The organism is Lysinibacillus sp. NPDC047702, from assembly GCF_050272555.1.
Taxonomy (GTDB): Bacteria; Bacillota; Bacilli; order Bacillales_A; family Planococcaceae; genus Lysinibacillus.
The window spans coordinates 1-21,921 of record NZ_JBNNMG010000034.1 but is presented as its reverse complement, the minus strand read 5'-3'; the positions used below and the strand labels follow the sequence as shown (position 1 = coordinate 21,921).

The 21,921-nt window shown below is 37.1% G+C and carries 24 protein-coding genes, 1 tRNA gene and 1 other RNA gene; 18 read left to right on the top strand and 8 right to left on the bottom strand.

The window, feature by feature from the left end; translation table 11 throughout:
• Position 1 precedes the first annotated feature (1 nt).
• Positions 2-826, top strand: coding sequence for a phenylacetic acid degradation operon negative regulatory protein PaaX (gene paaX, locus ACQKIM_RS16210; protein ID WP_427545700.1), 825 nt, complete (start codon positions 2-4; stop codon positions 824-826).
• 44 nt (positions 827-870) lie between these two features.
• Here the strand turns inward: paaX and ACQKIM_RS16205 are convergent, their stop codons facing one another.
• The gene (locus ACQKIM_RS16205; RefSeq protein WP_427545698.1) at positions 871-1,269 is read right to left on the bottom strand and encodes a PaaI family thioesterase; all 399 of its coding nucleotides are present in this window, start codon (positions 1,267-1,269) and stop codon (positions 871-873) included.
• Between the two features lie 20 nt (positions 1,270-1,289).
• Positions 1,290-2,249 (bottom strand): NAD(P)H-dependent flavin oxidoreductase, encoded by a 960-nt coding sequence (locus ACQKIM_RS16200; RefSeq protein WP_427545696.1) that lies wholly within the window; start codon positions 2,247-2,249, stop codon positions 1,290-1,292.
• 74 nt (positions 2,250-2,323) lie between these two features.
• Between ACQKIM_RS16200 and ACQKIM_RS16195 the strand changes: the two genes are divergently transcribed.
• Entirely contained in the window at positions 2,324-2,839 is a 516-nt protein-coding gene (locus ACQKIM_RS16195; protein ID WP_427545694.1) for a gamma carbonic anhydrase family protein, read from the top strand.
• Positions 2,840-3,092: 253 nt separating this feature from the next.
• Here ACQKIM_RS16195 and tadA read toward each other — a convergent pair whose 3' ends face one another.
• A complete protein-coding gene (gene tadA, locus ACQKIM_RS16190) occupies positions 3,093-3,599 on the bottom strand; it encodes a tRNA adenosine(34) deaminase TadA (RefSeq protein WP_427545692.1) in 507 nt (168 codons plus the stop codon).
• 140 nt (positions 3,600-3,739) lie between these two features.
• Here tadA and ACQKIM_RS16185 point away from each other — a divergent pair, with 140 nt between their 5' ends.
• The 9 genes from ACQKIM_RS16185 to ACQKIM_RS16145 all read left to right on the top strand — a co-directional run bounded on the left by ACQKIM_RS16185 (position 3,740) and on the right by ACQKIM_RS16145 (position 11,359).
• Complete coding sequence (locus ACQKIM_RS16185) at positions 3,740-4,069, top strand: ArsR/SmtB family transcription factor (protein WP_427545690.1); 330 nt, start codon at positions 3,740-3,742, stop codon at positions 4,067-4,069.
• A gap of 21 nt (positions 4,070-4,090) precedes the next feature.
• Complete coding sequence (locus ACQKIM_RS16180) at positions 4,091-5,044, top strand: cation diffusion facilitator family transporter (protein ID WP_427545688.1); 954 nt, start codon at positions 4,091-4,093, stop codon at positions 5,042-5,044.
• Between the two features lie 68 nt (positions 5,045-5,112).
• Positions 5,113-5,445, top strand: a complete 333-nt coding sequence (locus ACQKIM_RS16175; protein ID WP_427545686.1) for a metal-sensitive transcriptional regulator — start codon at positions 5,113-5,115, stop codon at positions 5,443-5,445.
• A gap of 52 nt (positions 5,446-5,497) precedes the next feature.
• Positions 5,498-5,704, top strand: a complete 207-nt coding sequence (gene copZ, locus ACQKIM_RS16170; protein ID WP_427545684.1) for a copper chaperone CopZ — start codon at positions 5,498-5,500, stop codon at positions 5,702-5,704.
• A 79-nt stretch (positions 5,705-5,783) separates the two neighbouring features.
• Positions 5,784-8,195, top strand: coding sequence for a heavy metal translocating P-type ATPase (locus ACQKIM_RS16165; protein ID WP_427545682.1), 2,412 nt, complete (start codon positions 5,784-5,786; stop codon positions 8,193-8,195).
• A gap of 182 nt (positions 8,196-8,377) precedes the next feature.
• Positions 8,378-9,016 carry a deoxynucleoside kinase gene (locus ACQKIM_RS16160; protein WP_427545680.1) on the top strand — a complete coding sequence of 213 codons (639 nt, stop codon included), beginning with the start codon at positions 8,378-8,380 and terminating at the stop codon, positions 9,014-9,016.
• A complete protein-coding gene (locus ACQKIM_RS16155) occupies positions 9,013-9,681 on the top strand; it encodes a deoxynucleoside kinase (protein ID WP_427545678.1) in 669 nt (222 codons plus the stop codon). The genes ACQKIM_RS16160 and ACQKIM_RS16155 overlap by 4 nt, the downstream gene beginning before the upstream one ends.
• Before the next feature lie 133 nt (positions 9,682-9,814).
• Positions 9,815-10,339, top strand: coding sequence for a TIGR00730 family Rossman fold protein (locus tag ACQKIM_RS16150; protein WP_427545676.1), 525 nt, complete (start codon positions 9,815-9,817; stop codon positions 10,337-10,339).
• 111 nt (positions 10,340-10,450) lie between these two features.
• Complete coding sequence (locus tag ACQKIM_RS16145) at positions 10,451-11,359, top strand: methyl-accepting chemotaxis protein (protein WP_427545674.1); 909 nt, start codon at positions 10,451-10,453, stop codon at positions 11,357-11,359.
• Between the two features lie 63 nt (positions 11,360-11,422).
• Here ACQKIM_RS16145 and ACQKIM_RS16140 read toward each other — a convergent pair whose 3' ends face one another.
• The gene (locus ACQKIM_RS16140) at positions 11,423-12,838 is read right to left on the bottom strand and encodes a DHA2 family efflux MFS transporter permease subunit (RefSeq protein WP_427545672.1); all 1,416 of its coding nucleotides are present in this window, start codon (positions 12,836-12,838) and stop codon (positions 11,423-11,425) included.
• Positions 12,839-12,987: 149 nt separating this feature from the next.
• Here ACQKIM_RS16140 and ACQKIM_RS16135 point away from each other — a divergent pair, with 149 nt between their 5' ends.
• Positions 12,988-13,620, top strand: coding sequence for an RraA family protein (locus tag ACQKIM_RS16135; protein WP_427545670.1), 633 nt, complete (start codon positions 12,988-12,990; stop codon positions 13,618-13,620).
• A gap of 279 nt (positions 13,621-13,899) precedes the next feature.
• On the opposite strand, the gene ACQKIM_RS16130 is transcribed toward ACQKIM_RS16135, so the two are convergent.
• The 4 genes from ACQKIM_RS16130 to ACQKIM_RS16115 form a co-directional block, all read right to left on the bottom strand.
• A complete protein-coding gene (locus ACQKIM_RS16130; protein ID WP_427545668.1) occupies positions 13,900-15,174 on the bottom strand; it encodes a cation:dicarboxylate symporter family transporter in 1,275 nt (424 codons plus the stop codon).
• Between the two features lie 90 nt (positions 15,175-15,264).
• Positions 15,265-16,143: a response regulator gene (locus ACQKIM_RS16125; RefSeq protein WP_427545666.1), complete on the bottom strand. Its 879-nt coding sequence runs from the start codon at positions 16,141-16,143 to the stop codon at positions 15,265-15,267.
• Positions 16,144-17,409: an ATP-binding protein gene (locus ACQKIM_RS16120; protein ID WP_427545664.1), complete on the bottom strand. Its 1,266-nt coding sequence runs from the start codon at positions 17,407-17,409 to the stop codon at positions 16,144-16,146.
• Positions 17,410-17,566: 157 nt separating this feature from the next.
• Positions 17,567-17,659, bottom strand: a tRNA-Ser gene (locus ACQKIM_RS16115).
• Positions 17,660-17,824: 165 nt separating this feature from the next.
• On the opposite strand from ACQKIM_RS16115, the gene ffs reads away from it, so the two are divergent.
• The 6 genes from ffs to ACQKIM_RS16085 all read left to right on the top strand — a co-directional run bounded on the left by ffs (position 17,825) and on the right by ACQKIM_RS16085 (position 21,593).
• Positions 17,825-18,092, top strand: an RNA gene (gene ffs, locus ACQKIM_RS16110) — signal recognition particle sRNA large type.
• 194 nt (positions 18,093-18,286) lie between these two features.
• Positions 18,287-20,074, top strand: a complete 1,788-nt coding sequence (gene dnaX / locus ACQKIM_RS16105; protein WP_427545662.1) for a DNA polymerase III subunit gamma/tau — start codon at positions 18,287-18,289, stop codon at positions 20,072-20,074.
• A 21-nt stretch (positions 20,075-20,095) separates the two neighbouring features.
• Positions 20,096-20,410 (top strand): YbaB/EbfC family nucleoid-associated protein, encoded by a 315-nt coding sequence (locus ACQKIM_RS16100; RefSeq protein ID WP_427545660.1) that lies wholly within the window; start codon positions 20,096-20,098, stop codon positions 20,408-20,410.
• An 11-nt stretch (positions 20,411-20,421) separates the two neighbouring features.
• Positions 20,422-21,018 carry a recombination mediator RecR gene (recR, locus tag ACQKIM_RS16095; RefSeq protein ID WP_427545658.1) on the top strand — a complete coding sequence of 199 codons (597 nt, stop codon included), beginning with the start codon at positions 20,422-20,424 and terminating at the stop codon, positions 21,016-21,018.
• Between the two features lie 13 nt (positions 21,019-21,031).
• Positions 21,032-21,247, top strand: coding sequence for a YaaL family protein (locus tag ACQKIM_RS16090; protein ID WP_427545656.1), 216 nt, complete (start codon positions 21,032-21,034; stop codon positions 21,245-21,247).
• A 73-nt stretch (positions 21,248-21,320) separates the two neighbouring features.
• Positions 21,321-21,593 carry a pro-sigmaK processing inhibitor BofA family protein gene (locus ACQKIM_RS16085; protein ID WP_427545654.1) on the top strand — a complete coding sequence of 91 codons (273 nt, stop codon included), beginning with the start codon at positions 21,321-21,323 and terminating at the stop codon, positions 21,591-21,593.
• Positions 21,594-21,921 lie beyond the last annotated feature (328 nt).

The window sequence follows — 21,921 nt, the reverse complement described above, 5'->3', positions numbered from 1 at the left end:
GATGGGCGCTAATACACAGTCAATGATTTTTACACTCTATGGTGATTATATTATGCGCTACGGTTCTAAAATTTGGATTGGTAGCTTAATTCGTTTATTGAAGGAATTTGGTCATACAGAGCAAAATGTACGTGTATCCGTATCTAGAATGGTCAAACAAGGGTGGTTACAATCTGAAAAACAAGGGAACCGTAGTTATTATTTTTTAACAAAACGAGGTAAAAAACGAATGGAAGAAGCGGCCAATCGTATTTTTAAACTGAAACCCAACAAATGGGACCAAAAATGGCGACTTCTGATGTATACTATTCCAGAAGACAAACGTCAGATTCGAGACGAATTACGTAAAGAACTCTTATGGAGCGGATTTGGTTCTTTTTCAAATGGCTGCTGGATATCGCCCAACAACTTAGAAGAAGAAGTTAAATTGCTTATTCAAAAATATGATATTGCTGATTACGTAGATTTCTTTTCAGCCGAATATATTGGGCCGCATAATCATGAAGCACTTATTGAAAAAAGCTGGTCATTGACAGAAATTGAAGCGCGATATGAGGAATTTATGAATCAATATAGCAAGCAATATATCGTGCATCAAAGTGCCATCTCTAAAGAAGAAATGTCAGATGCTGAATGTTTTGTAGAGCGTACAAATCTTGTTCATGAATATCGTAAATTTCTATTTATCGATCCAGGTCTTCCACAAGAATTATTACCTCCTATGTGGAGTGGAAATCACGCAGCATTATTGTTTCAACAATACTATAAATTACTGGAAGAGCCATCCTATCGTTTCTTTGAGGAGATTTTCCACGCTGATAATTAAAAACACAAAAGAGCTCATCCAATATAAGGGGAGCTCTTTTAATTTTAAAGAATCATTATAGAAGACGTTACTTTAGCGACATATTTTTCATTTTGTGAAACTATCGCCTCCACATAACAAGTTTTCCGTCCTTTTTTTATGATCCTTGAATCAACAGTGGCAATACCTACGTGAAGAGGTCGTAAAAATGTTGTTTGTAAATTAATGGTTGAAAATACTTGATTTTCTTCTAGTACAGAAGCCATCGAATATGCCATCGTAATGTCAGCCGCAGAAGCTATATATCCACCCATTACTATTTGATGACCGTTTAAAAAATTTTCGTTAATCTCCCATGAGCAAATAGCATCTCCAGCAATAGCCGAGATTAATTTAATACATAACGTTTGATCACATGCGGGTGGTTCAACTGCCCCGTTAATAACTTGTTTTAAGTCAATCATGGTAGCTTATGTCCTTCCTTTTATTGAGACTGAAAATTAGTAAGCAATGCGCGATTTAAACATTTCTGTGCATCGGTCATCATATTGTTGATAAGCGTGGAAACAGTCGGTAAGTCTTGGATCATCCCTGCAATTTGTCCACTATTCATAAAACCACCCTTTTCGTTTCCTTCAATGGCTCCTTTGATATGATACGTTTCAGATGTACGTTCTTGATAATCAGCAAGCGTTATGCCTATTCCTTCATCTGACAGAAGTTCAGCTGTGTAAGGTGATTTTAATACACGACGTATTTGCCCAACTGATCTGCCAAGAATAGCCGTTTCTACATCGGTTGCATCCAGTAGCCTTTGTTTATAGGTCTTATGTACAGGCATTTCCTGTGTAGCAATAAAACGTGTTCCCATTTGTACACCCGCTGCCCCAAGCATGAATGAAGCTGCCAATCCTCGCCCATCACCAATACCACCTGCTGCCACAACGGGAATCGAAACCGCATCAACAACTTGTGGAATCAGAGTAAATGTTGTCAGCTCTAAATTTGAATTAATCCCTGCCGCTTCAAATCCTTCTACAACAAGCACATCAGCACCGCCTTGTTCGGCCTTGATAGCGTGTTTGACGGCTGCTATAACCACCATTACACAAATATTATGGGCATGTAGCTTCTTGATAAATGGTTCGGGGTTTCCTGCTGATAAAGAAACGACCGGTACTTTAAGTGTTATAGCCATTTGTAATAATTCTTTTGCATAAGGATTAACATTAATTGGGATATTAATAGCAAATGGTTTTTCCGTCAGTTGTTTTGTAGCTTCTATGCGCTTCTCTACTTCTGCCGGTGTCATTGTCCCACAGCCGATTGTTCCTAATCCTCCTGCATTTGACACAGAAGCTACGAGTTCAGGGCTGCTGATATTTCCCATTCCTCCTTGTATAATTGGGTATTGAATCTTTAAAATCGAACATAATTGATTCAATAAGTACACCTCCCGTTTAAAATGTGTTATATTAAATTTAACAAAATAATCAGACAAATGGAAGGGTGAATTTTATGGAGATTACATACGCCACTAAAAAACCAGTTGTACACGAATCTGTATTTCAAGCTCCAGGAACATATATCATTGGGGATGTATCAATAGATGAAGAATCTTCAATTTGGTTTAATGCAGTATTACGAGGAGATGAAGATACGATCAGCATTGGAAAACGCTGTAGTATTCAGGATAATGTAACAATTCATTTATTTGAAGGGGCGCCTGTTATTGTAGAAGACGAAGTAACAGTTGGTCACCAGGTGGTCTTACATGGCTGTAAAATAGGTCGTCGTACAATTGTCGGCATGGGGTCGGTTATTTTAGATTATGCTGAAATTGGAGAGGAATGTATTATTGGCGCAAATACGCTTATTACACAAGGTACAAAGATTCCTCCACGTTCATTAGTTGTTGGATCACCAGGTAAGGTTATTCGCTCCTTACAAGATAAAGACTTTGAGCTAATTCAATTATCGATTGACACATATGTCCAAAAAGGAAGAGAGTTCAAACTGATTCTCGAGGGCTAATTAGTTGCTGGTAAACTGTGAATATTACTGAATTACGATTATGTATTGGAGCAATGTAAAATGGTTTGGATACCTATAAAGATTTTATGGTTAAATATTGATCTTTTTTGAAGTAGGGTACAATATGAAGCAGCCGAATGATTAGAACTTATATATTGATTACTATAACAAAAAAAGCCAAACATCCTTCTGCCACTGTCCCCTTGCTTTCACACAGGGACATATTGCTACTTCGGTTGTTTGGCTTTTTTATTTATTGTTGTTCAGCTAATTTACGAGCCTCTTTCTCTGCCTTTTTCCTTTCACGTAAAGCTCTGAAAAAATCAGTTAATATTTGTCCGCATTCCTCGGCTAATATACCTTCAGTTACTTCACATTCATGATTAAAGCGTGCATCATTTAACAGATGATAGAGGGAATCAACACAGCCAGCCTTTAGATCTCGTGCACCATATACAACACGAGGCACACGAGACTGTAAAATAGCACCTGCGCACATAGGGCAAGGTTCAAGCGTTACATAAAGTGTTGTATTTTCTAAACGCCAGCTACCAATTTTTTCACAAGCCTCCTGTATAACCTCCAGCTCAGCGTGTGTGGTTGCATTTTGTGTTGTTTCTCGTAAATTATGGGCTCTTGCAATAATTTCTCCATTGTAAACAAGTATAGCCCCGATAGGTACTTCTCCAAGTGCGGCGGCTTTCTGTGCTTCTTTTAATGCCTGTTTCATAAATAAACGATCTGTTTCGAAAATATTCACTAAATATCTCTCCTTAAAAGTAGTGTATCCTGCTTAATTGGTAAATGCTACTTTAAATGTTGACATTCCTAAAAGTACAATTTATATTTGTATATGAACACATGCTCATATACAAATATAAAAGATTGGGGATAAACTAAATGGATGAAAAATTAACAGAGGCTCAATTAAACAACGATCAGCATTTAGACGAGGAGACACTATTTGTTGTATCGCAAACCTTTAAGGCATTAAGTGATCCTACAAGAATTCGTATACTAAATTTATTGTGTACAGATGAACATTCCGTCAATGACATCGCGGAAATCTTAGATTTAGGCCAATCAACCGTTTCGCATCAATTACGTTTTTTAAAAAATTTACGTTTAGTGAAATTTCGAAGAGAGGGCACAACATTATACTATTCGAAGGATGATGACCACATTATGAATTTACTGAAGCAAGCGATTGAACATGCTGCACATAATTAAATATAACGGAGGGGAAAAAACATGGGACATAATCATGATCACGGCCATGATCATACACATGGCGCTAATAAAAAAGTGTTAATATTATCATTTATTATAATTACAGGATATATGGTGGTTGAAGCAATTGGTGGCTTTTTAACAAATAGTTTGGCTCTTTTATCAGATGCAGGACATATGTTAAGTGACTCAATTTCTTTAGCAATAGCATTACTTGCATTTATGTTTGGAGAGAAGGCAGCAAATTACAGTAAAACATATGGTTACAAACGATTTGAAATTTTAGCTGCGGTGCTAAATGGTGTGACATTACTCTTAATAGCATTATTTATTTTCTATGAGGCAATAGAGCGCTTTGCAAATCCACCAGAAGTGGCAACTAAAGGTATGCTCATTATTAGTACGATTGGTCTTCTTATTAATATTTTGGTGGCTTGGATAATGATGAGGGGCAGTGACACAAAGGATAATTTAAATATGCGAGGTGCATTTTTACATGTACTAAGTGATATGCTGGGATCTGTAGGAGCCATTGTTGCTGCTCTACTAATTATGTTTTTTGGTTGGGGCTGGGCTGATCCGCTGGCAAGTGTAATTGTCGCATTACTGGTATTAAGAAGTGGCTACTATGTAACGAAGGCGGCAGTCCATGTTTTAATGGAGGGAACTCCTTCAAACGTCGATATTCAAGAAATTATTCAAACAATTGAGCAAACAAAAGGTGTTCATAGTTTACATGATCTACACGTTTGGACAATAACAAGTGGAACGAATGCACTTTCATGTCACGCGGTGGTTGATGATCAGTTGAAAATTACGGATAGTGAGAATATATTACGAGAAATTGAACATAATCTTGAGCATAAGGGCATTAAGCATGTAACAATTCAATTAGAGACTGCAGCACATCAGCATGACAATTCAATTTTATGCCAATTAAAAGCAGAATCGTCTCATCATGATCATCAACATTAATAAAATTTTTTACTTTACATACCCTTCGTAGGTATAGTATGATGAAAGTGAAATAGGAGGTGTATGGAATGGAAGACATAACGAAAGAGGTTACTTGTCATACGGAGGAAACTACATCTTGTCGAAAAAGCCATCATCCTGAACGTGTAAAAAAGGATTTAACGACTCGTTTAAATCGCATAGAGGGTCAGATTCGTGGTATTAAGGGAATGATCGAAAAAGATGTTTATTGTGATGATATTATTACGCAGTTATCTGCCACACAGTCTGCTTTAAATAGTGTAGCAAAAATATTATTGGAAGGTCATTTAAAGGGTTGTGTTGTGGACCGCCTATCTGAGGGTGATGAAGCAGTATTGGATGAATTAGTAGTGACCATTCAAAAGCTAATGAAAAAATAATATTTGTAAATATATACCCCTATTTAATATAAACAAAGAGGAGAGATATTTTATGCAAAATGTAACTTTAAATGTACAAGGAATGTCATGTGGACACTGTGTAAATGCAGTTGAAAAAAGTGTGGGAACATTAACTGGTGTTGACCAAGTGAAAGTGAACCTAACAGAAGGCTTAGTAGATGTTGCATTTGACGAAGCAAAAGTATCTTTAGATCAAATTAAAGAAACAATTGATGACCAAGGCTATGATGTAAAATAAAATATGTAGGGTGCTCAAGTAGCACTCTATTATTTTAAGTGATATATACCCCCTATTGGTATAAGGAGAGGTGAAAGAAATGAGTACAGAAGTAAAAGAGGCCAACCTGCAAATAACGGGTATGACCTGTGCAGCCTGCGCCACTCGTATAGAAAAAGGATTAAATAAAATGGATGGTGTTGAACAGGCCACTGTTAATTTAGCGCTTGAAAAATCAACGATTAAGTACGATTCATCCAAACTAAGTGAAGTAGATTTTGAAAAGAAAATAGAGGCACTTGGTTATGGCGTTGTTAAACAGAAAACTGAATTTGACATTACGGGCATGACCTGTGCAGCCTGTGCTACGCGTATAGAAAAAGGATTAAATAAGCTAGTAGGTGTCTCATCCGCAAATGTAAACTTAGCGCTTGAGAAGGCAACAATTGAATTTAACCCATCTGAAGTGTCCATTGCAGATATCATTGCAAAGGTTGAAAAATTAGGTTATGAGGCCCATCAAAAAGCTGAAGAACAAGAAGCCGTAGACCATCGTCAAAAGGCCATCAAACAACAGCAGCATAAATTTATTTTATCAGCTATTCTTTCACTACCATTGCTCTGGACGATGGTTGGTCATTTTTCATTTACTTCGTTTTTATATGTTCCAGATATACTAATGAATCCATGGGTACAAATGTTATTAGCTACGCCCGTTCAATTTATAATAGGGAAACAATTTTATATGGGTGCCTACAAAGCCTTGCGAAATGGTAGTGCCAATATGGATGTACTAGTAGTAATGGGTACATCAGCAGCCTACTTTTATAGTGTCTATCAAGCAATTGTTACAGCTGGTTCACATCATGGCCCGCACCTTTATTTTGAAACAAGCGCGGTGTTAATTACTTTAATTCTATTAGGAAAATTATTTGAAGCAAAAGCGAAAGGTCGTTCATCTGAAGCAATCAAAAAATTAATGGGCCTTCAAGCAAAAACGGCAGTCATTGTTCGAGATGGTGTTGAGAAAGAAGTACCATTAGCAGAAGTAGCTATTGGTGATATTATTTTAGTAAAACCAGGTGAAAAAATTCCAGTTGATGGTGAAGTTTTAGAAGGAACAACCGCTGTTGATGAGTCAATGCTGACAGGGGAAAGTCTTCCTGTTGATAAAAAGCAAGGTGATGTATTATTTGGATCAACAATAAATAAAAATGGCTTTATTAAAATGACAGCAACAAAAGTAGGCCGAGATACAGCTTTAGCACAGATTATTAAAGTGGTAGAAGATGCACAAGGCTCAAAGGCTCCAATCCAGCGTTTAGCAGATCATATTTCCGGCATATTTGTACCAATTGTTGTTGGAATTGCAATTATTACGTTTTTAGTTTGGATTCTTTGGGTACAACCGGGTGAGTTTACGCCTGCATTAGAAGTATTAATCGCAGTTCTTGTCATTGCATGTCCATGCGCGCTCGGATTAGCAACACCAACATCTATTATGGCAGGCTCTGGTCGTGCAGCAGAGTTTGGGATTTTATTTAAAGGTGGCGAGCATTTAGAGCAGACGCAAAGTATCGATACGGTTGTTGTAGATAAAACAGGTACAGTAACACACGGAAAACCTGTATTAACTGATGTTATACTAGCGGCAGAGCAAGGCGAAGCACAATTTTTATCGTTAATAGGTGCAGCGGAGAAGCAATCAGAGCATCCATTAGCAGAAGCAATTGTTCAAGGCATTACAGATCGTGGTATTCAGCTAGGTGATGTTCAATTCTTTGAAGCGATACCAGGTTATGGTGTGCAAGCGACAGTGTCTGGTCAAGGAGTCGTTATCGGTACACGTAAGTTGATGCAACAATATGGTATTCCTATTGATGACATTCTACTGAAAATGGAGCAGTTAGAGGAAAACGGTAAAACAGCGATGTTAGCTGCTATCAACGGTCAATATGCTGGTCTAGTAGCAGTAGCAGATACTGTTAAAGAAACTTCTAAGGAGGCGATTCGTCGTCTACAAGATATGGGTATTACAGTTATTATGATGACTGGTGATAATGAACGTACAGCCCAAGCTATCGGAGCAGAAGTTGGGGTGAATCATGTTATTGCTGAGGTTCTACCAGAAGGGAAAGCAGATGAAGTAAAAAAACTGCAAGCTACAGGCAAGAAAGTGGCGATGGTAGGCGATGGCATTAATGATGCACCAGCACTTGCTACAGCTAATATTGGGATGGCAATCGGTACCGGCACTGACGTAGCTATGGAAGCAGCAGATATTACGCTGATTCGTGGTGATTTAAACAGTATCGCGGATGCCATCATTATGAGCCGTAAAACAATGCGCAACATTAAACAAAACTTATTTTGGGCATTTGCTTACAATACATTAGGTATACCAATTGCTGCAATTGGTTTACTTGCTCCTTGGGTAGCAGGGGCAGCAATGGCCTTTAGTTCAGTCTCAGTTGTTTTAAACGCACTTCGATTACAGCGTGTTAAATTATAATGATCGATAACGGCCTACCTTGGTGGGTCGTTTTTTAATATGTAAATTTAATAGAGAGATTAGCTTGATTCTGTCTTTCATTTTCGCACTATGATACAATGAAAAGCACTGATTTATATAATATCCTCAGGCGAAGAGGGAATTGATAATAGAATCCATAGAACATAAAGGAGGAGCTTCTGGTGACGGTTCCATTTGTTACGGTAGAAGGTCCGATTGGTGTTGGTAAAACCTCTTTATCGAAAGAGATTGCAGCGACATTAAATTACCATCTATTAAAGGAAATAGTAGACGAAAACCCTTTTCTAAATAAGTTTTATGAAAACATTGAGGAGTGGAGCTTCCAAACTGAAATGTTTTTCTTATGTAATCGCTATAAACAATTATCGGATATTAAAAAATTTCGCTTAGCACATCAAAAGCCTGTAGTAGCAGACTATCATATTTTTAAAAATCTAATATTTGCAAAGCGTACATTGGCACCAACCGAGTATGATAAGTATGAAGAAATTTATAAAATACTAACGAAGGATATGCCTGTACCTAATGTTGTTGTTTATTTACATGCCAGTGTTGAAACATTGATGAAGCGTATTGCAATGCGTGGACGTGAATTTGAAAAGATGATTGCATGGGATTATATGGAGCAACTTGTGGCAGATTATCACTCTTTTATCGAGCATTTTGAGAAAATGCACCCTGAAATCCCTGTCATTCGATTTAATGGAGATCAGATTGACTTTGTTAAGAACACGGATGATTTAAACTATGTTTTGCAAATCATAAAGGATACGTTACAACAAAGGAGCTTGCAACAATGAATTTAAGAGAGAAGTACGATATTCCTCCGCAGACCGTTATTACTATTGCTGGTACTGTAGGTGTAGGGAAATCAACGATGACAAAAGCTTTAGCAGAGGCACTAAGTTTCCGTACATCATTTGAAAAAGTAGATACTAACCCATATTTGGATAAATTTTATGAGGACTTTGAAAAATGGAGCTTCCATTTGCAGGTCTATTTTTTAGCGGAACGCTTTAAGGAGCAAAAGCGTATTTTTGAATATGGCGGTGGATTTATTCAGGATCGTTCTATTTACGAAGATACAGGAATTTTTGCAAAAATGCACTATGATAAAGGAACAATGAGTCCAACAGATTACGAGACTTATAAAAATTTATTTGATGCAATGGTAATGACACCTTACTTCCCACATCCAGATTTACTAATTTATCTCGAGGGACCAATTGATGCGGTCATAGGACGTATTCAAGAGCGTGGCCGTGCAATGGAGCAGCAGACACCAAATGATTATTGGATTGAAATGCATGAACGTTATGAGAACTGGATTAATAATTTTAATTCATGCCCAGTTTTACGTTTAGATATTAATGATTATGATTTATTAAAAAATCCTGAAGCAATTGAATCAATTGTGAGCCGTATCAGTCATATGCTAAAACAAACAAGCCATTTACGCAAATAGAAATTTACAAGAACCTTAACTAAAAATATCTAAATAAGCAATTAAAGAAAATAAATGATTAAAGGACGTGAGACAATATAAATAGCTATTGTTTCACGTCTTTTAAGTAGGAGGGATTATTATAAGAATAGCGGTGTATTGTGGTTCTGGTTTAGGCAAAAACCCAGTTTATGCGGAAAAGGCAGCAGAATTAGGTGCAGTGTTGGCTCAAAATGGTCATGGTGTAGTCTATGGTGGTTCAAAAAGCGGGTTGATGGGAAAGGTGGCAGATGCTGTTTTAACCGCTGGTGGAGAGGTAATTGGTGTGATGCCAACGCATTTACAGAAGCGGGAATTAGCCCATGCTTCATTAACAGAAATTCATTTTGTTGAGTCTATGCATGTACGCAAGGCAAAAATGGTAGAGCTTGCAGATGCCTTTATAGCGCTACCAGGTGGTGGTGGCACAATGGATGAGTATTTTGAGGTTTTTACGTGGGCACAAATTGGACTACATGAAAAGCCAGTAATTTTATATAATGTAAATAGTTTTTATGATGCACTTTTACAGCATTTTAAGAAAATGCTTGAAGAAGGATTTATTCGTGCGGAACAAAAGTCACTAATTCATGTAGCTACTACATCAGAAGAAGTATTACAGTTATTAAAACATGGGTAATGATTGCCCATGTTTTTTCTGCAAAGATTAATGAGGAGCTAAAATGGAAAAAATTAAATTTTTAGTTAAAATAAATCTTTTTTTATAAAATTGAATAAAGAGGTGTAGATTATGCAGAAAATCGATACACAAGTAACAGATGATTTAGTGGTGCAGGCAATTGAACGAAATATTGCTATTGTTCGTTTTGATATGGAGCGTAAAGTAGCCTTTGTAAATGCACATTTTGCCAAAACATTAGGCTATACAGTAGCAGAAATGATAGGAAAAGATCATAAAGATTTGTGTTTACCTAAATTTAGTAATAGTGTGGAGTACGAAAAATTTTGGCGGAACTTAGCCGCTGGTAATAGCTATCAAGATAAAATTGAAAGATTGGATGCGAACGGAAATAGAGTTTGGCTTGAAGCCACCTATATGCCGGTCTTTGCAAATAATTCTAGAAAGGTGATTGGTGTTTCAAAAATTGCTACTAATATTACAGACCGTCAAAATGAGATCGTAAGTGTAGCTGAGACATTAAAGGAGATGTCAAAAGAACTTCATAGCCGTTCAGAGGCTGGTATTCAAAATAGTGAAGGTTTACTAGAGACTATTAGGGAAGTATCAAAAGAGTCTGCCGATAATGTAATAAATCTTGCACAGCTGCAAAAGCAAGCTGAATCTATTAAAGGCATTGTGAAAACTATTCAAGAAATTGCTTCTCAGACAAATTTACTGGCATTAAACGCAGCTATTGAAGCAGCTAGGGCAGGAGAATATGGGAGAGGTTTTGATGTTGTAGCAAAAGAGGTGAGAAAGCTATCCATAAGAGTTGAGCAATCTATCTCTGAAGTAAAGGATAATATTGAGGGCATAGAGCGAGAAATAGGACAAGTAACGGAAAGTATTACACGTATAGCTGAAAAAGTTGAAAAAACAAATGGACAAATATCTGTGACAACCAATGATTTTGCTGAAATCGCCAGTGCAGCAGAGGCGTTAGACGAACAATCAAAGCATTTTATCGAAATAGTTTAATGATAGTTAGCGCCATTTGATAGAAAGGTGAGTTCATTCCTAATGAATGGCGCATTTTTGGCTTTATTTATTCTCTTGTACACGTTTCATAAAGAATGATATAACGAATGCGAGAATCGCCAGTATAAGTGAGAAGGTTAAAGCGTGTTGTACACCAATAATGGATCCTGCAAATTCATTTGTAGTAGAGGCTCCATTTTGGGAAACGAAATTTGTTTTACTAATGGACATGATCGTTATCGAGACAGCAGTACCGATTGCACCTGCAACCTGCTGTAATGTATTCATAAATGCCGTACCATCCGGATAAAGTCGACGGGGTAGCTGATTTAATCCATTTGTTTGCGCAGGCATACTTGCAAGAGAGATGCCAACAAACATAAGGATATGGAAGCTTACGATGAAATAAACAGAAGTTTCAGCATCAATTGTTCGTAAGAAAAGTAATGCAATTATTTCTAAAAATAGTCCAACAGGAACCATGATACGAGGTCCAAAGCGATCAAAAATATGTCCTGAGGCAACAGCCATAAAGGCATTTATGACACCACCAGGAAGTAGTGTAAGGCCAGCAATCATAGGTGCTAGCATTAAAATGTTTTGTAAGTAAATGGGTAATAATACCATTGTTGCTAAAATGGTCATATGTACGATAATAACCAGGAGCATTCCAATATTGTACATCGGAAATGAGAATACCTTTAAATTCAGCATAGGTTGTTCCATTTTAACTTGTCGCAAACAAAAAAGAATGATTCCTAGTGCTCCAACCATGAGAGAGGAGATTACCTCTATTGTCATAAAAGTACCTAGCTTACCAGAAATACTAAAACCGTAAACAATCCCTCCAAAGCCAATCGTTGATAAGACGATTGAAACACCATCAAATTTAACCATCCTAACTTCACTAACATTTTGAATAAATTTTAAACCAAGCACAAATGATATGAGTAAAAACGGAAGACTCATCCAGAAGATAGAATGCCATGAGAAATGCTCCATGACAAAGCCTGCAATAGTTGGTCCAATTGCTGGAGCAAAGATAATAACTAATCCGATTTTCCCCATTGCAGCGCCACGTTGATTAATTGGGTAAATCATGAGTACAACCTGCATCATAAGCGGCAGAATAATAGCTGTTCCAACAGCTTGAATAATGCGTCCAGCTAGTAACAGTGCAAAGGTTGGAGAGATAGCTGAAACACAGGTACCTATAATAGAAAAGAACAACGATACAATAAATAATTGCCTCGTTGTAAAACGTTGCATAAGGATGCTAGAGAGCGGTACTAAAATACCTAAGGTCAACAAATAACCAGTTGTTAGCCATTGAATGGTAGATGCATCGGTTTTAAAGTCAACAATCAATTGTGCAAAGGCCATATTGAGGGCTGTTTCATTGAATAAACCGATAAAAGCTGCTACCAAAAAAGCTGCGATAATTTGATTGCGTTGTTCATATAATTTTTGATTAGCCATAGTACCCACTTTTTCTTTTATTTTCTCCTAACAGTACCATATTTAAATATTTTATTTCCATAATTTTCTGAGATATATTGAAATAGTAGATGATTTTTATTTACAATAATTATGTAAGTCTTTCATAAATCATAATAGGGGTGTTATGTATGACAAAGGTGGAAATAAGTTTTAAGCATTTACCAACAACAGCTATTTCAGATGCAACTGGCGGACACACCAATTTACGCAGTGATATTAAGCCTTTAGCAGATCACTTTAAAGTGGCTGGGCGCGTGGTAACTGTGCGTTTACCAGATGGTGAAAATGGTGCGGTATTAGAAGCTATTCGAGCTGCTAATGAAGGTGATATTTTGGTAATCGATGCGAAGGGCAATACGAATCGAGCTGTTGCTGGAGATTTTGTGATTTCCTTAGCAAAGGGCATAGGTGTACAAGGGTTTGTTGTGGATGGTGTTATCCGAGATATCGCAGCCATTCGAGAGCTGGATTTCCCTGTATTCTCTTTAGGGACAACGGTAGCTGCTGGTAATAAAAATGGTGGCGGTAAAGTAAATATCCCCATCTCTATTGGAGGAGTTACTGTTCATCCTGGAGATTATATTATTGGGGATGTGGATGGAGTTGTTGTCGTGCCGCAGGAAGATGCAGAACGTATTGTGATGGCAGCGGAGGCAAAGCTAGAAAAAGATGAAGCTCGTGCACATGAGGCACATGTAAATGGTAAAGAATCAATCATTGCTTATTTAGATAAAGTTTTAACTTCTTTCAGCAGAAGCTGAAAAAAGTTAAAGCCTCCGGCGGATGTCACGGAATCGGAAAGGAGTTCAATTTAGGATGTTAGCCTAAAATCATCGCATCCATGCGATAACGGCTAACTGACCTGCATCGGTAAAAACGCCACGTCCTGTGGCATTACCGAAATGACCGACATCGTGTCGGCCCTCGTGCAGGCCTAAGCACAAAGCCGATTCCGGATGCAATTATGCCGAGGCATAATTGATCAAATTAAAAAAATCCTCACGATGCCATCCATACATCGTGAGGATTTTTTTAACTTTTTACGCTAAGTTTTCGTTATCTTTAAAATAATTTTTCATTTTCTCTGTATCGAAACGGCCTTCCCATTTTGCCATTACTAATGACGCTAATGAGTTACCAATTACGTTAACAACTGTACGTCCCATATCAAGGATACGGTCAATACCTGCGATAAATGCCAAGCCTTCAAGCGGAATGCCGACAGTACCTAAAGTTGCTAGAAGTACTACGAATGACACCCCCGGAACACCTGCGATTCCTTTTGATGTAACCATTAATACAAGCATTAACGTAATTTGTTCTCCAATGCTTAGATGAATACCGTACATTTGAGCAATAAATAATGCAGCAATAGCTTGGTACAATGTTGAACCATCTAAGTTAAAGGAATAACCGGTTGGAATAACAAAGGAAACGATATCCTTTGGAGCACCTAATTTCTCCATTTTCATCATAATACGTGGTAGAACAGCCTCAGAGCTTGCAGTTGAGAACGCTAAGATTAGCTCATCTTTTAACACTTTGATTAAGTAGAAGATGTTGATACCTGCAAATTTTGCCACAAGTCCAAGAACGACAAAGATAAAGAATAGCATTGTAGCATAAACAAGTATTGCAAGTTTACCTAGTGGTATTAGTGAAGCAAATCCATATTTGGAAACGGTTACACCAATTAAGCCAAATACCCCAAATGGAGCGAATTTCATTACGAGGTTTGTTACCCAGAACATAGCGTCTGCTACCCCTTGGAAGAAGTCTAAGACTGGTTTTCCTCGGTCACCGATAGCGGCAACCCCTAAGCCGAAAATAACAGAGAAGAAGATAATGGCAAGCATATTACCTTCAGCCATAGACTGAATGATATTTGTTGGGACAATGCCTACAATAATATCAAAAGGTCCCTCATGCTGTACTTCTTCTGTAGTTGTAACGTATTTTGAAATATCCCCTTGAGAAAGCTCATTCATATTTAGGCCAGCGCCTGGTTGGAACAAGTTTGCAGAAAGTAAACCAACTATAATTGCTACAGTTGTAATAATTTCAAAATAAATAATTGATTTCCCGCCTAATCGTCCAAGCTGCTTCATGTCTCCGGTACCAGCAACACCAACGATTAAAGTAGAAATAATAATCGGTACAACAATCATCTTAATTAGATGTAAAAAGATATCCCCTAAAGGCTGTAAATATGTTTCAATTTTGGGGTTTCCATAAAAGATACCACCAACAATGATCCCTAAAATCAAACCGATTAAAATTTGAGTGGCTAAACTGATTTTAAATTTCTTCTTCAAACCCTTTGTACCCCCTGATATTAAATTTTTAGGACTCGCCTTACTTTAATAATACGGAGGACTTATGGAATCCGACAAAATCCGAGAAAATTAATTTACTTTTGTTAAAATGTCTGAATATAATACCTGAATAAACTTCTTGATATTTACCTTTGCTTTACGATTTTCATGATCTTCTATCTGTGTCATTAGCTGACGAATTTCTTTAAAATCAAAGTATCGAGGCGCATAATATTCAAATTCAGAGTTTGTGTAATCAACGACACCTAAATTGGCAAGGTTAATCATGGCTGCTAATATTGTACGACGTACACGCTGTTCAATCGCTTTACTTTCTTTCAAAATTTCATCAGGTGTAGTCTTTGTAACAGCTACAATTTCCTCATATAGCTCTTTCAATGGAGGTAGGGGTGCTATCTTATGTTGATGAGCAAGTAAGGTTTCGATGATAGCTATAATATCCTCACTTCCAATCTCACCAACAATGCCCATATCGTTTAAGATTGATTGAATATGATCACGAGAAGTGGCTTTTTGATTTATTTGCTCACTTAAATCAATGTTTGTCAGCGATTGACGAATTACTAATAGTGAATTTTTCAGGCGAAATTGTTCTGTTGTTTTACGTAAAACATTTTCAACCTCAATACGGTTTATTGGTTTATGAATAAAGAATTCAATCCCTTGTTCATAGGCCTCACCCACCATTTCCTTATTGACAACCTGAGAAATCATGATAAATTGCCCCTCAAAGCGATTTTGAGTAAGTTGCTCGACTGTTGCGATTCCATCGAGCTTTGGCATCAGTAAATCAATAAGCACAAACTCTGGCTGTGTCATTAAAATTTGTGGGATAGCATCTTCACCATTACGGGCTTCACCAATAACGGTGCCTAGCCCGCTATCTTCAATAATTTTTTTTAACATGACCCGACTTGCACGATCATCATCTACAATAAAATACCTCATTTAAGTCTCTCCTGTTTGAATAGTTTGCGTAGGAATTGTAATTTTAAACATTGTGTTTTGATTGTTTGATTCAACGGATATGAAGCCATTTAATTTATTTACTAATTCAGCAACATGTGAAAGTCCAATACCAGTTGCAGCGACACCGTCCATATTGTATTTTGTGGTGTATCCAGGTTCGAAAATAATAGTGATATCATTTTGTGAAATGCCTTTTCCGTTATCACATACTGTAATTACAGTATCATCCAGCTGCTGTTGAATGGCAATAGAAATAACACCTTGATCTTCAATGGCTTCAATAGCATTTGCAGTTAGATTATTCAATAGTGCGAGCAATGCAATATGTTCTTTTGTTTGAAAGTCAGTAGTATCCAAACTTACTTTAAAGTGAATTTCTTTTCCCAGTAGTTCACCGTACTTTCTGTTACCATCTTCAATATAATGTAATAATTCTGACATTCTAAAGGGACCAAAGCTCTTTTCGCCTACAATTTTAGAAATTCCTGCATAGATACGTTGCGAATCTTTTTTTACTTCATGAATTTCCTGGGCAATATGCAAAGCCTGTAAGCTTTCAGTCCGATAGCCTTGCGATTTTAACTGTCGATATAAATCAAACCCACTAGCTGTGATAGTCTCAATATGATTCATAGATTTTTTTAAATAGAGAGTTTCAACATATAGATCTGACCCAATAGTAAGCATTTCTTGCACGCGTTTTTTTTGTTCAGCAATTAAAATAGAGCTATAAACACCAACTACAAAGAAACTACGTAATAAAGCAACAGCTAACAATATAAGTAAATCATGAACGAGTAAAAAAGTATAAGAATTAACAAGAAAACGAAATAATTGTTCTGCTAAATTGCTTATTACTTCACTAAATGCAACTAATAATCCAAGCATTAGTGGTTTTTCTCGATAGCGATGAATATTTAAAATTTGTAGGCATAACGCAAAAAGTAAATAAAATGCTGTAGCTGGTAAATGTAAAAAGATGCTATCCATTAAAGCTACATTGGGAGTAGTAGAAGTTACGAAAACTCGAAAAGCTGTTGTCACAATGCTTGTAACGATACCGGCTAATATAATAGGGGTTGACCTAAGAAGGGTACAAAGAAAGAAAACAATAGTTCCTAATCCAAAACGAAAAGTTGTATTAGCAAATGGCATTATTTTAATTTCACTACCAATCGCAGTTAATATAGCGATTAACAAGATCCAAGTGAGGGAAGCACGAGAGATTAAATATTTTGGGTGCACATAAATCCTCCCTTATTATATAAATGTAGATATTTAATTTATTTTCTCCTATCAATAAAAAAATACCACAACCTTTGTGGAAGTGGTATCTGCATGTATTATGTACAATTATTTAGGCAAAAAAAAACGGCTACAGATGTAGTCGGAATTTAAAAACTGGAGGAGGTAGAGGGATTCGAACCCCCGCGCGGTGTTACCCGCCTGTCGGTTTTCAAGACCGATCCCTTCAGCCAGACTTGGGTATACCTCCATATTAACCTGATGTCTTATCGACAAAAATTAATTTATCATATTTTGTATTTCACGTCAACTGATTTTAGAAATTTTTATAATTATATTGTTGATAAATGTTTCCACATAAATATTATGTGCATTAAGTTGCAATTTATGAAAACAGTCAGTATACTAGTTATTGCCGTGCTAGGTGGGAAGGTAGCGGTGTCCTGTAACTCGCAATCCGCTCTAGCGAGACTGAATTCCTTTTTCGAGGCTGTCCGTATTGTTTGGTCTGCCTTTTGCACGTAGTGTTGACGATTGGGTCCTGCGCAATGGATACCCATGAACCATGTCAGGTCCGGAAGGAAGCAGCATTAAGTGGTCTTATTCATGTGCCGCGGGGTTGCCTAATCTGAGCTAACGACAAGAGTAACGCTTATGTGCGGCTGTCAAAGAAAGGTGCACGGCATTAAATTGCCAATTCAAACGCATCCGTCTACATTAGGCGGGATGCGTTTTTTTATATTTATATATCTTACATAATAGAAATGAACTTGAGACAAAGTATATTGTCTCAATTTTTTGGAATTGATAACACTATTATTAGACAAATGTTATAATAGAACTATTCTATATAAATGAGGAAAAGGAGAGGAAATCATTGACGTATCAAGCATTTTATCGTGTGTATAGACCGCAATCATTTCGAGAAATGTCTGGTCAGGCACATGTCAAAAGAACGCTACAAAATGCTCTCCTAGCAAATAAAACCACACATGCTTATTTGTTTTCTGGGCCAAGAGGAACCGGGAAAACAAGTACAGCTAAGATTTTTGCAAAAGCTTTGAATTGTGAGCGAGCACCATCGAACGAGCCGTGTAACGAATGTGCCACTTGTTTAAGTATTACAGATGGGTCACACCCTGATGTGATTGAATTTGACGCAGCATCTAATTCTCGAGTTGAAGAAATACGTGATATTATCGAGAAAGTTCGATTTGCTCCTGCTAGTAGCAGATATAAAGTGTATATTATCGATGAAGTGCATATGCTTTCTACAAGTGCTTTCAATGCACTTTTAAAAACATTAGAAGAACCACCTCCACATGCTGTTTTTATTTTGGCGACAACAGAGCCTCATAAATTGCCTGCAACCATTATCTCTCGTTGCCAACGCTTTGATTTCAAGCGACTTTCAACTAACGATATTATCGAACGAATGAAGGTTGTATTAGAGGACATCGAACTACCGTATGAGGAACAAGGTTTGAAGGTTATTGCACAATCTGCTGCTGGTGGTATGCGTGATGCATTAAGTTTATTAGATCAGGTTGTCTCTTTCAGTGGGGAGGAGCTAAAGCTTGAGGATACATTACTTGTAACAGGTTCAATCAGTCAGGAAGTTTTTTATGACTTAGCAGAAGCCTTAAAAGTAAAAGATGTTGCTCAAATGCTTGCGTTATTAGAACAGCTTATCTCAGATGGCAAGGATCCACTTCGTCTTTCAGAGGACTTGATTACATTTTTCCGTGACTTATTATTGCTGCAAACAAGTGATGATTTGGCTGAACTATTAGAGCTAGTTTCGCCGGAAGAACGAGTATTTACATTAGCGCATGATTTTGCACCTGATTTGCTATATGGCTACATAGATATTTTAGCGAAAACACAGCAAGAAATGCGATTCTCCCACCACACAAAAATCTATTTAGAAACAGCACTACTTAAAATGGTACAGTTTTCGAGTGGGCTAGTTAGTCAAACAACCACTTCAGTTGAAGCAGCTTTGAGCCCAGAACTTGCTCAAAAGATAGTAGCACTTGAGCAAATGGTACAACAATTGTCAGCGCAATTACAGGCTGGAGCTCCTGGGCAGCAGATGCAAGCACCTAAAGAACAACGGCCACGAGCTAAAAGTCCAAATGGCTATAAAGCGCCAACTGGGCGGATACAAGAGGTGCTAAAGGATGCCACGAAACAAGATGTTCACCGAATTAAATCAGTCTGGGCACAAGCGTTAAACCAAATGCAAAAGTCGCAATCTGCTCTTTTAGCAGAAGCTGAACCCGTTGCGGCATCTTCGAGTGCTTTTGTGTTAAAATTCAAGTATGATATTCATTGTCAAATGGTTGCTGATAATCAGTCTCTAAAAGCTCACTTCACACAATTAATTGCAGGGCAAACTGGTACAACGTATGAAATGCTTTGTACCCCTGAAGAAACTTGGTTAAAATTACGTGAAGAGTTTATTCGTGATCACGGTTTGCAACAGCAGAAAAAATCTCAAACAGTGACTGATCATGAGGTGGAATTATTAGAGCCACCACCGGCAGAAATGCCTGATGAGCCGTTTATCGATGATGCTCAACCACTTGCCTCACAAGATCCACTTGTGACAGAGGCGGAAAAGTTGTTTGGTAAAGATTTTATAGAAATTGTTGACGATTAATCATTTAGGAGGAATATGTTTATGCGTGGAATGGGAAATATGCAAGGTATGATGAAAAAAATGCAAAAAATGCAAAAGGAAATGATGGAAGCTCAAGAGGCCTTAAATGCAGAGCAATTTGAAGGTGTTGCTGGCGGTGGTATGGTAAAAGTAATTGTTACTGGCCAACGTGAGGTTGTAGAAGTGAATCTTGATACTTCAGTAGTAGACCCTGATGATATCGAAATGCTTCAAGATTTAATCGTTGTTGCTACAAATGAAGCACTTAAAAAAGTAGACGAAAAAACAAATGCAACAATGGGTAAATTTACTCAAGGCATAAACCTTCCATTCTAGGAGGTAAATAAATGTACTACCCAGAACCAATATCAAAACTAATAGATAGTTTTATGAAATTGCCAGGTATCGGGCCGAAAACCGCGGCTCGTCTGGCGTTTTTTGTGTTAACAATGAAAGAAGATGATGTTTTATCCTTTTCTAAGTCACTTATTGATGCTAAACGAAATTTAAGTTATTGCTCTGTATGTGGCAACATTACTGATGTTGACCCATGTCACATTTGTACAGATAAGCAACGAGATCATTCGATTATCTGTGTTGTACAAGATACAAAAGACGTAATAGCGATGGAGAAAATGCGTGACTACAACGGGATGTATCATGTACTACAAGGGGCTATATCACCAATGGATGGTATTGGTCCAGAGGATATTAATGTTGCCTCATTGTTAGTTCGTTTGCAGGATGAAACAGTTCAGGAGTTAATCTTAGCTACGAATTCAACTATCGAAGGTGAAGCAACAGCCATGTATATCTCCCGTCTAGTGAAACCTTCTGGTATTCGAACAACTCGTATTGCCCACGGACTACCGGTAGGCGGAGATTTAGAATACGCAGATGAAGTTACGTTATCGAAGGCAATGGAAGGTCGCCGAGAATTATGAGTGAGGGATTAATATGTTCTTCCGGAGTAAGAGAAAGTTAAAAAAAGAATTCGATGACAGGCTTGTGAGTCTAATTAAAGGAACAAAAGAAGATTTACAGCAGGCAAAATTAATTGAAGAATTGTTAGATGATTATGATTTAGAATTAATTGCTCAACGAAAAGCAACAGAGAGCATTCATTTCTATTTATTTAAAGAAGCTAGAATACGAAGAGTATTAATTAAATAACAGTCTTTTAAACTCATAGAAGCAAAACAGGAATCATAAACTTTCATAATTATATCATTAAGGGGGAAACCTGATGTCGTGGTTAGTAATTATGAGTTTTGGTGTACCTGTAGTGCTTCTTTTTCTTTATGTAATAATTAGACATGCTAAAATGGGTAAGATTTTAGAAGGAATGTCCGTTTTTTGGTTTAGATTTGCCTTCGCTTTTCTTCTATTGTTTATTATTCATTTGAGTATAGGGTATGTAGGCTATAATATACCTATCAATCTTTTTTCTGTCTTAACTATTGCTATACTAGGTATACCGGGCGTCTTAGGAATAACAGCTTTAATATTTTTCTTATAAAAAGCTTGCATAATAAAAATATTATGGTATAGTAATAGAAGTCGCCAAGATAACTGTTGAAAAACAAATAAATTAAATTTGAATTTAATTGTTGACAAATAGTTGTGAGCGCGGTATGATGTAAGAGTTGCTGTTGAGAAATGGCGACAAAATGAACCTTGAAAACTGAACAAGCAAAACGTAATCAATCAAGTTTTTAGTAGCTAGCTTCTGCTGGTGAACAAAGCAAAAAATTTGGACATCAAAATTGATGCCAGCAAAACAATTTGAGCTAATCAAATTTCTTTTATGGAGAGTTTGATCCTGGCTCAGGACGAACGCTGGCGGC

What these genes read in the sequence shown, in the direction of transcription:
- ACQKIM_RS16180 (WP_427545688.1), top strand. Translation starts at nt 4,091, where the DNA reads ATGGGACATAATCATGATCACGGCCATGATCATACACATGGCGCTAAT.
- ACQKIM_RS16165 (WP_427545682.1), top strand. Translation starts at nt 5,784, where the DNA reads ATGAGTACAGAAGTAAAAGAGGCCAACCTGCAAATAACGGGTATGACC.
- recR (WP_427545658.1), top strand. Translation starts at nt 20,422, where the DNA reads ATGTACTACCCAGAACCAATATCAAAACTAATAGATAGTTTTATGAAA.
- ACQKIM_RS16205 (WP_427545698.1), bottom strand. Translation starts at nt 1,269, where the DNA reads ATGATTGACTTAAAACAAGTTATTAACGGGGCAGTTGAACCACCCGCA.
- ACQKIM_RS16175 (WP_427545686.1), top strand. Translation starts at nt 5,113, where the DNA reads ATGGAAGACATAACGAAAGAGGTTACTTGTCATACGGAGGAAACTACA.
- ACQKIM_RS16135 (WP_427545670.1), top strand. Translation starts at nt 12,988, where the DNA reads ATGACAAAGGTGGAAATAAGTTTTAAGCATTTACCAACAACAGCTATT.
- copZ (WP_427545684.1), top strand. Translation starts at nt 5,498, where the DNA reads ATGCAAAATGTAACTTTAAATGTACAAGGAATGTCATGTGGACACTGT.
- paaX (WP_427545700.1), top strand. Translation starts at nt 2, where the DNA reads ATGGGCGCTAATACACAGTCAATGATTTTTACACTCTATGGTGATTAT.
- ACQKIM_RS16090 (WP_427545656.1), top strand. Translation starts at nt 21,032, where the DNA reads ATGTTCTTCCGGAGTAAGAGAAAGTTAAAAAAAGAATTCGATGACAGG.
- ACQKIM_RS16155 (WP_427545678.1), top strand. Translation starts at nt 9,013, where the DNA reads ATGAATTTAAGAGAGAAGTACGATATTCCTCCGCAGACCGTTATTACT.
- ACQKIM_RS16145 (WP_427545674.1), top strand. Translation starts at nt 10,451, where the DNA reads ATGCAGAAAATCGATACACAAGTAACAGATGATTTAGTGGTGCAGGCA.
- ACQKIM_RS16100 (WP_427545660.1), top strand. Translation starts at nt 20,096, where the DNA reads ATGCGTGGAATGGGAAATATGCAAGGTATGATGAAAAAAATGCAAAAA.
- ACQKIM_RS16185 (WP_427545690.1), top strand. Translation starts at nt 3,740, where the DNA reads ATGGATGAAAAATTAACAGAGGCTCAATTAAACAACGATCAGCATTTA.
- ACQKIM_RS16140 (WP_427545672.1), bottom strand. Translation starts at nt 12,838, where the DNA reads ATGGCTAATCAAAAATTATATGAACAACGCAATCAAATTATCGCAGCT.
- ACQKIM_RS16125 (WP_427545666.1), bottom strand. Translation starts at nt 16,143, where the DNA reads ATGAGGTATTTTATTGTAGATGATGATCGTGCAAGTCGGGTCATGTTA.
- ACQKIM_RS16195 (WP_427545694.1), top strand. Translation starts at nt 2,324, where the DNA reads ATGGAGATTACATACGCCACTAAAAAACCAGTTGTACACGAATCTGTA.
- ACQKIM_RS16085 (WP_427545654.1), top strand. Translation starts at nt 21,321, where the DNA reads ATGTCGTGGTTAGTAATTATGAGTTTTGGTGTACCTGTAGTGCTTCTT.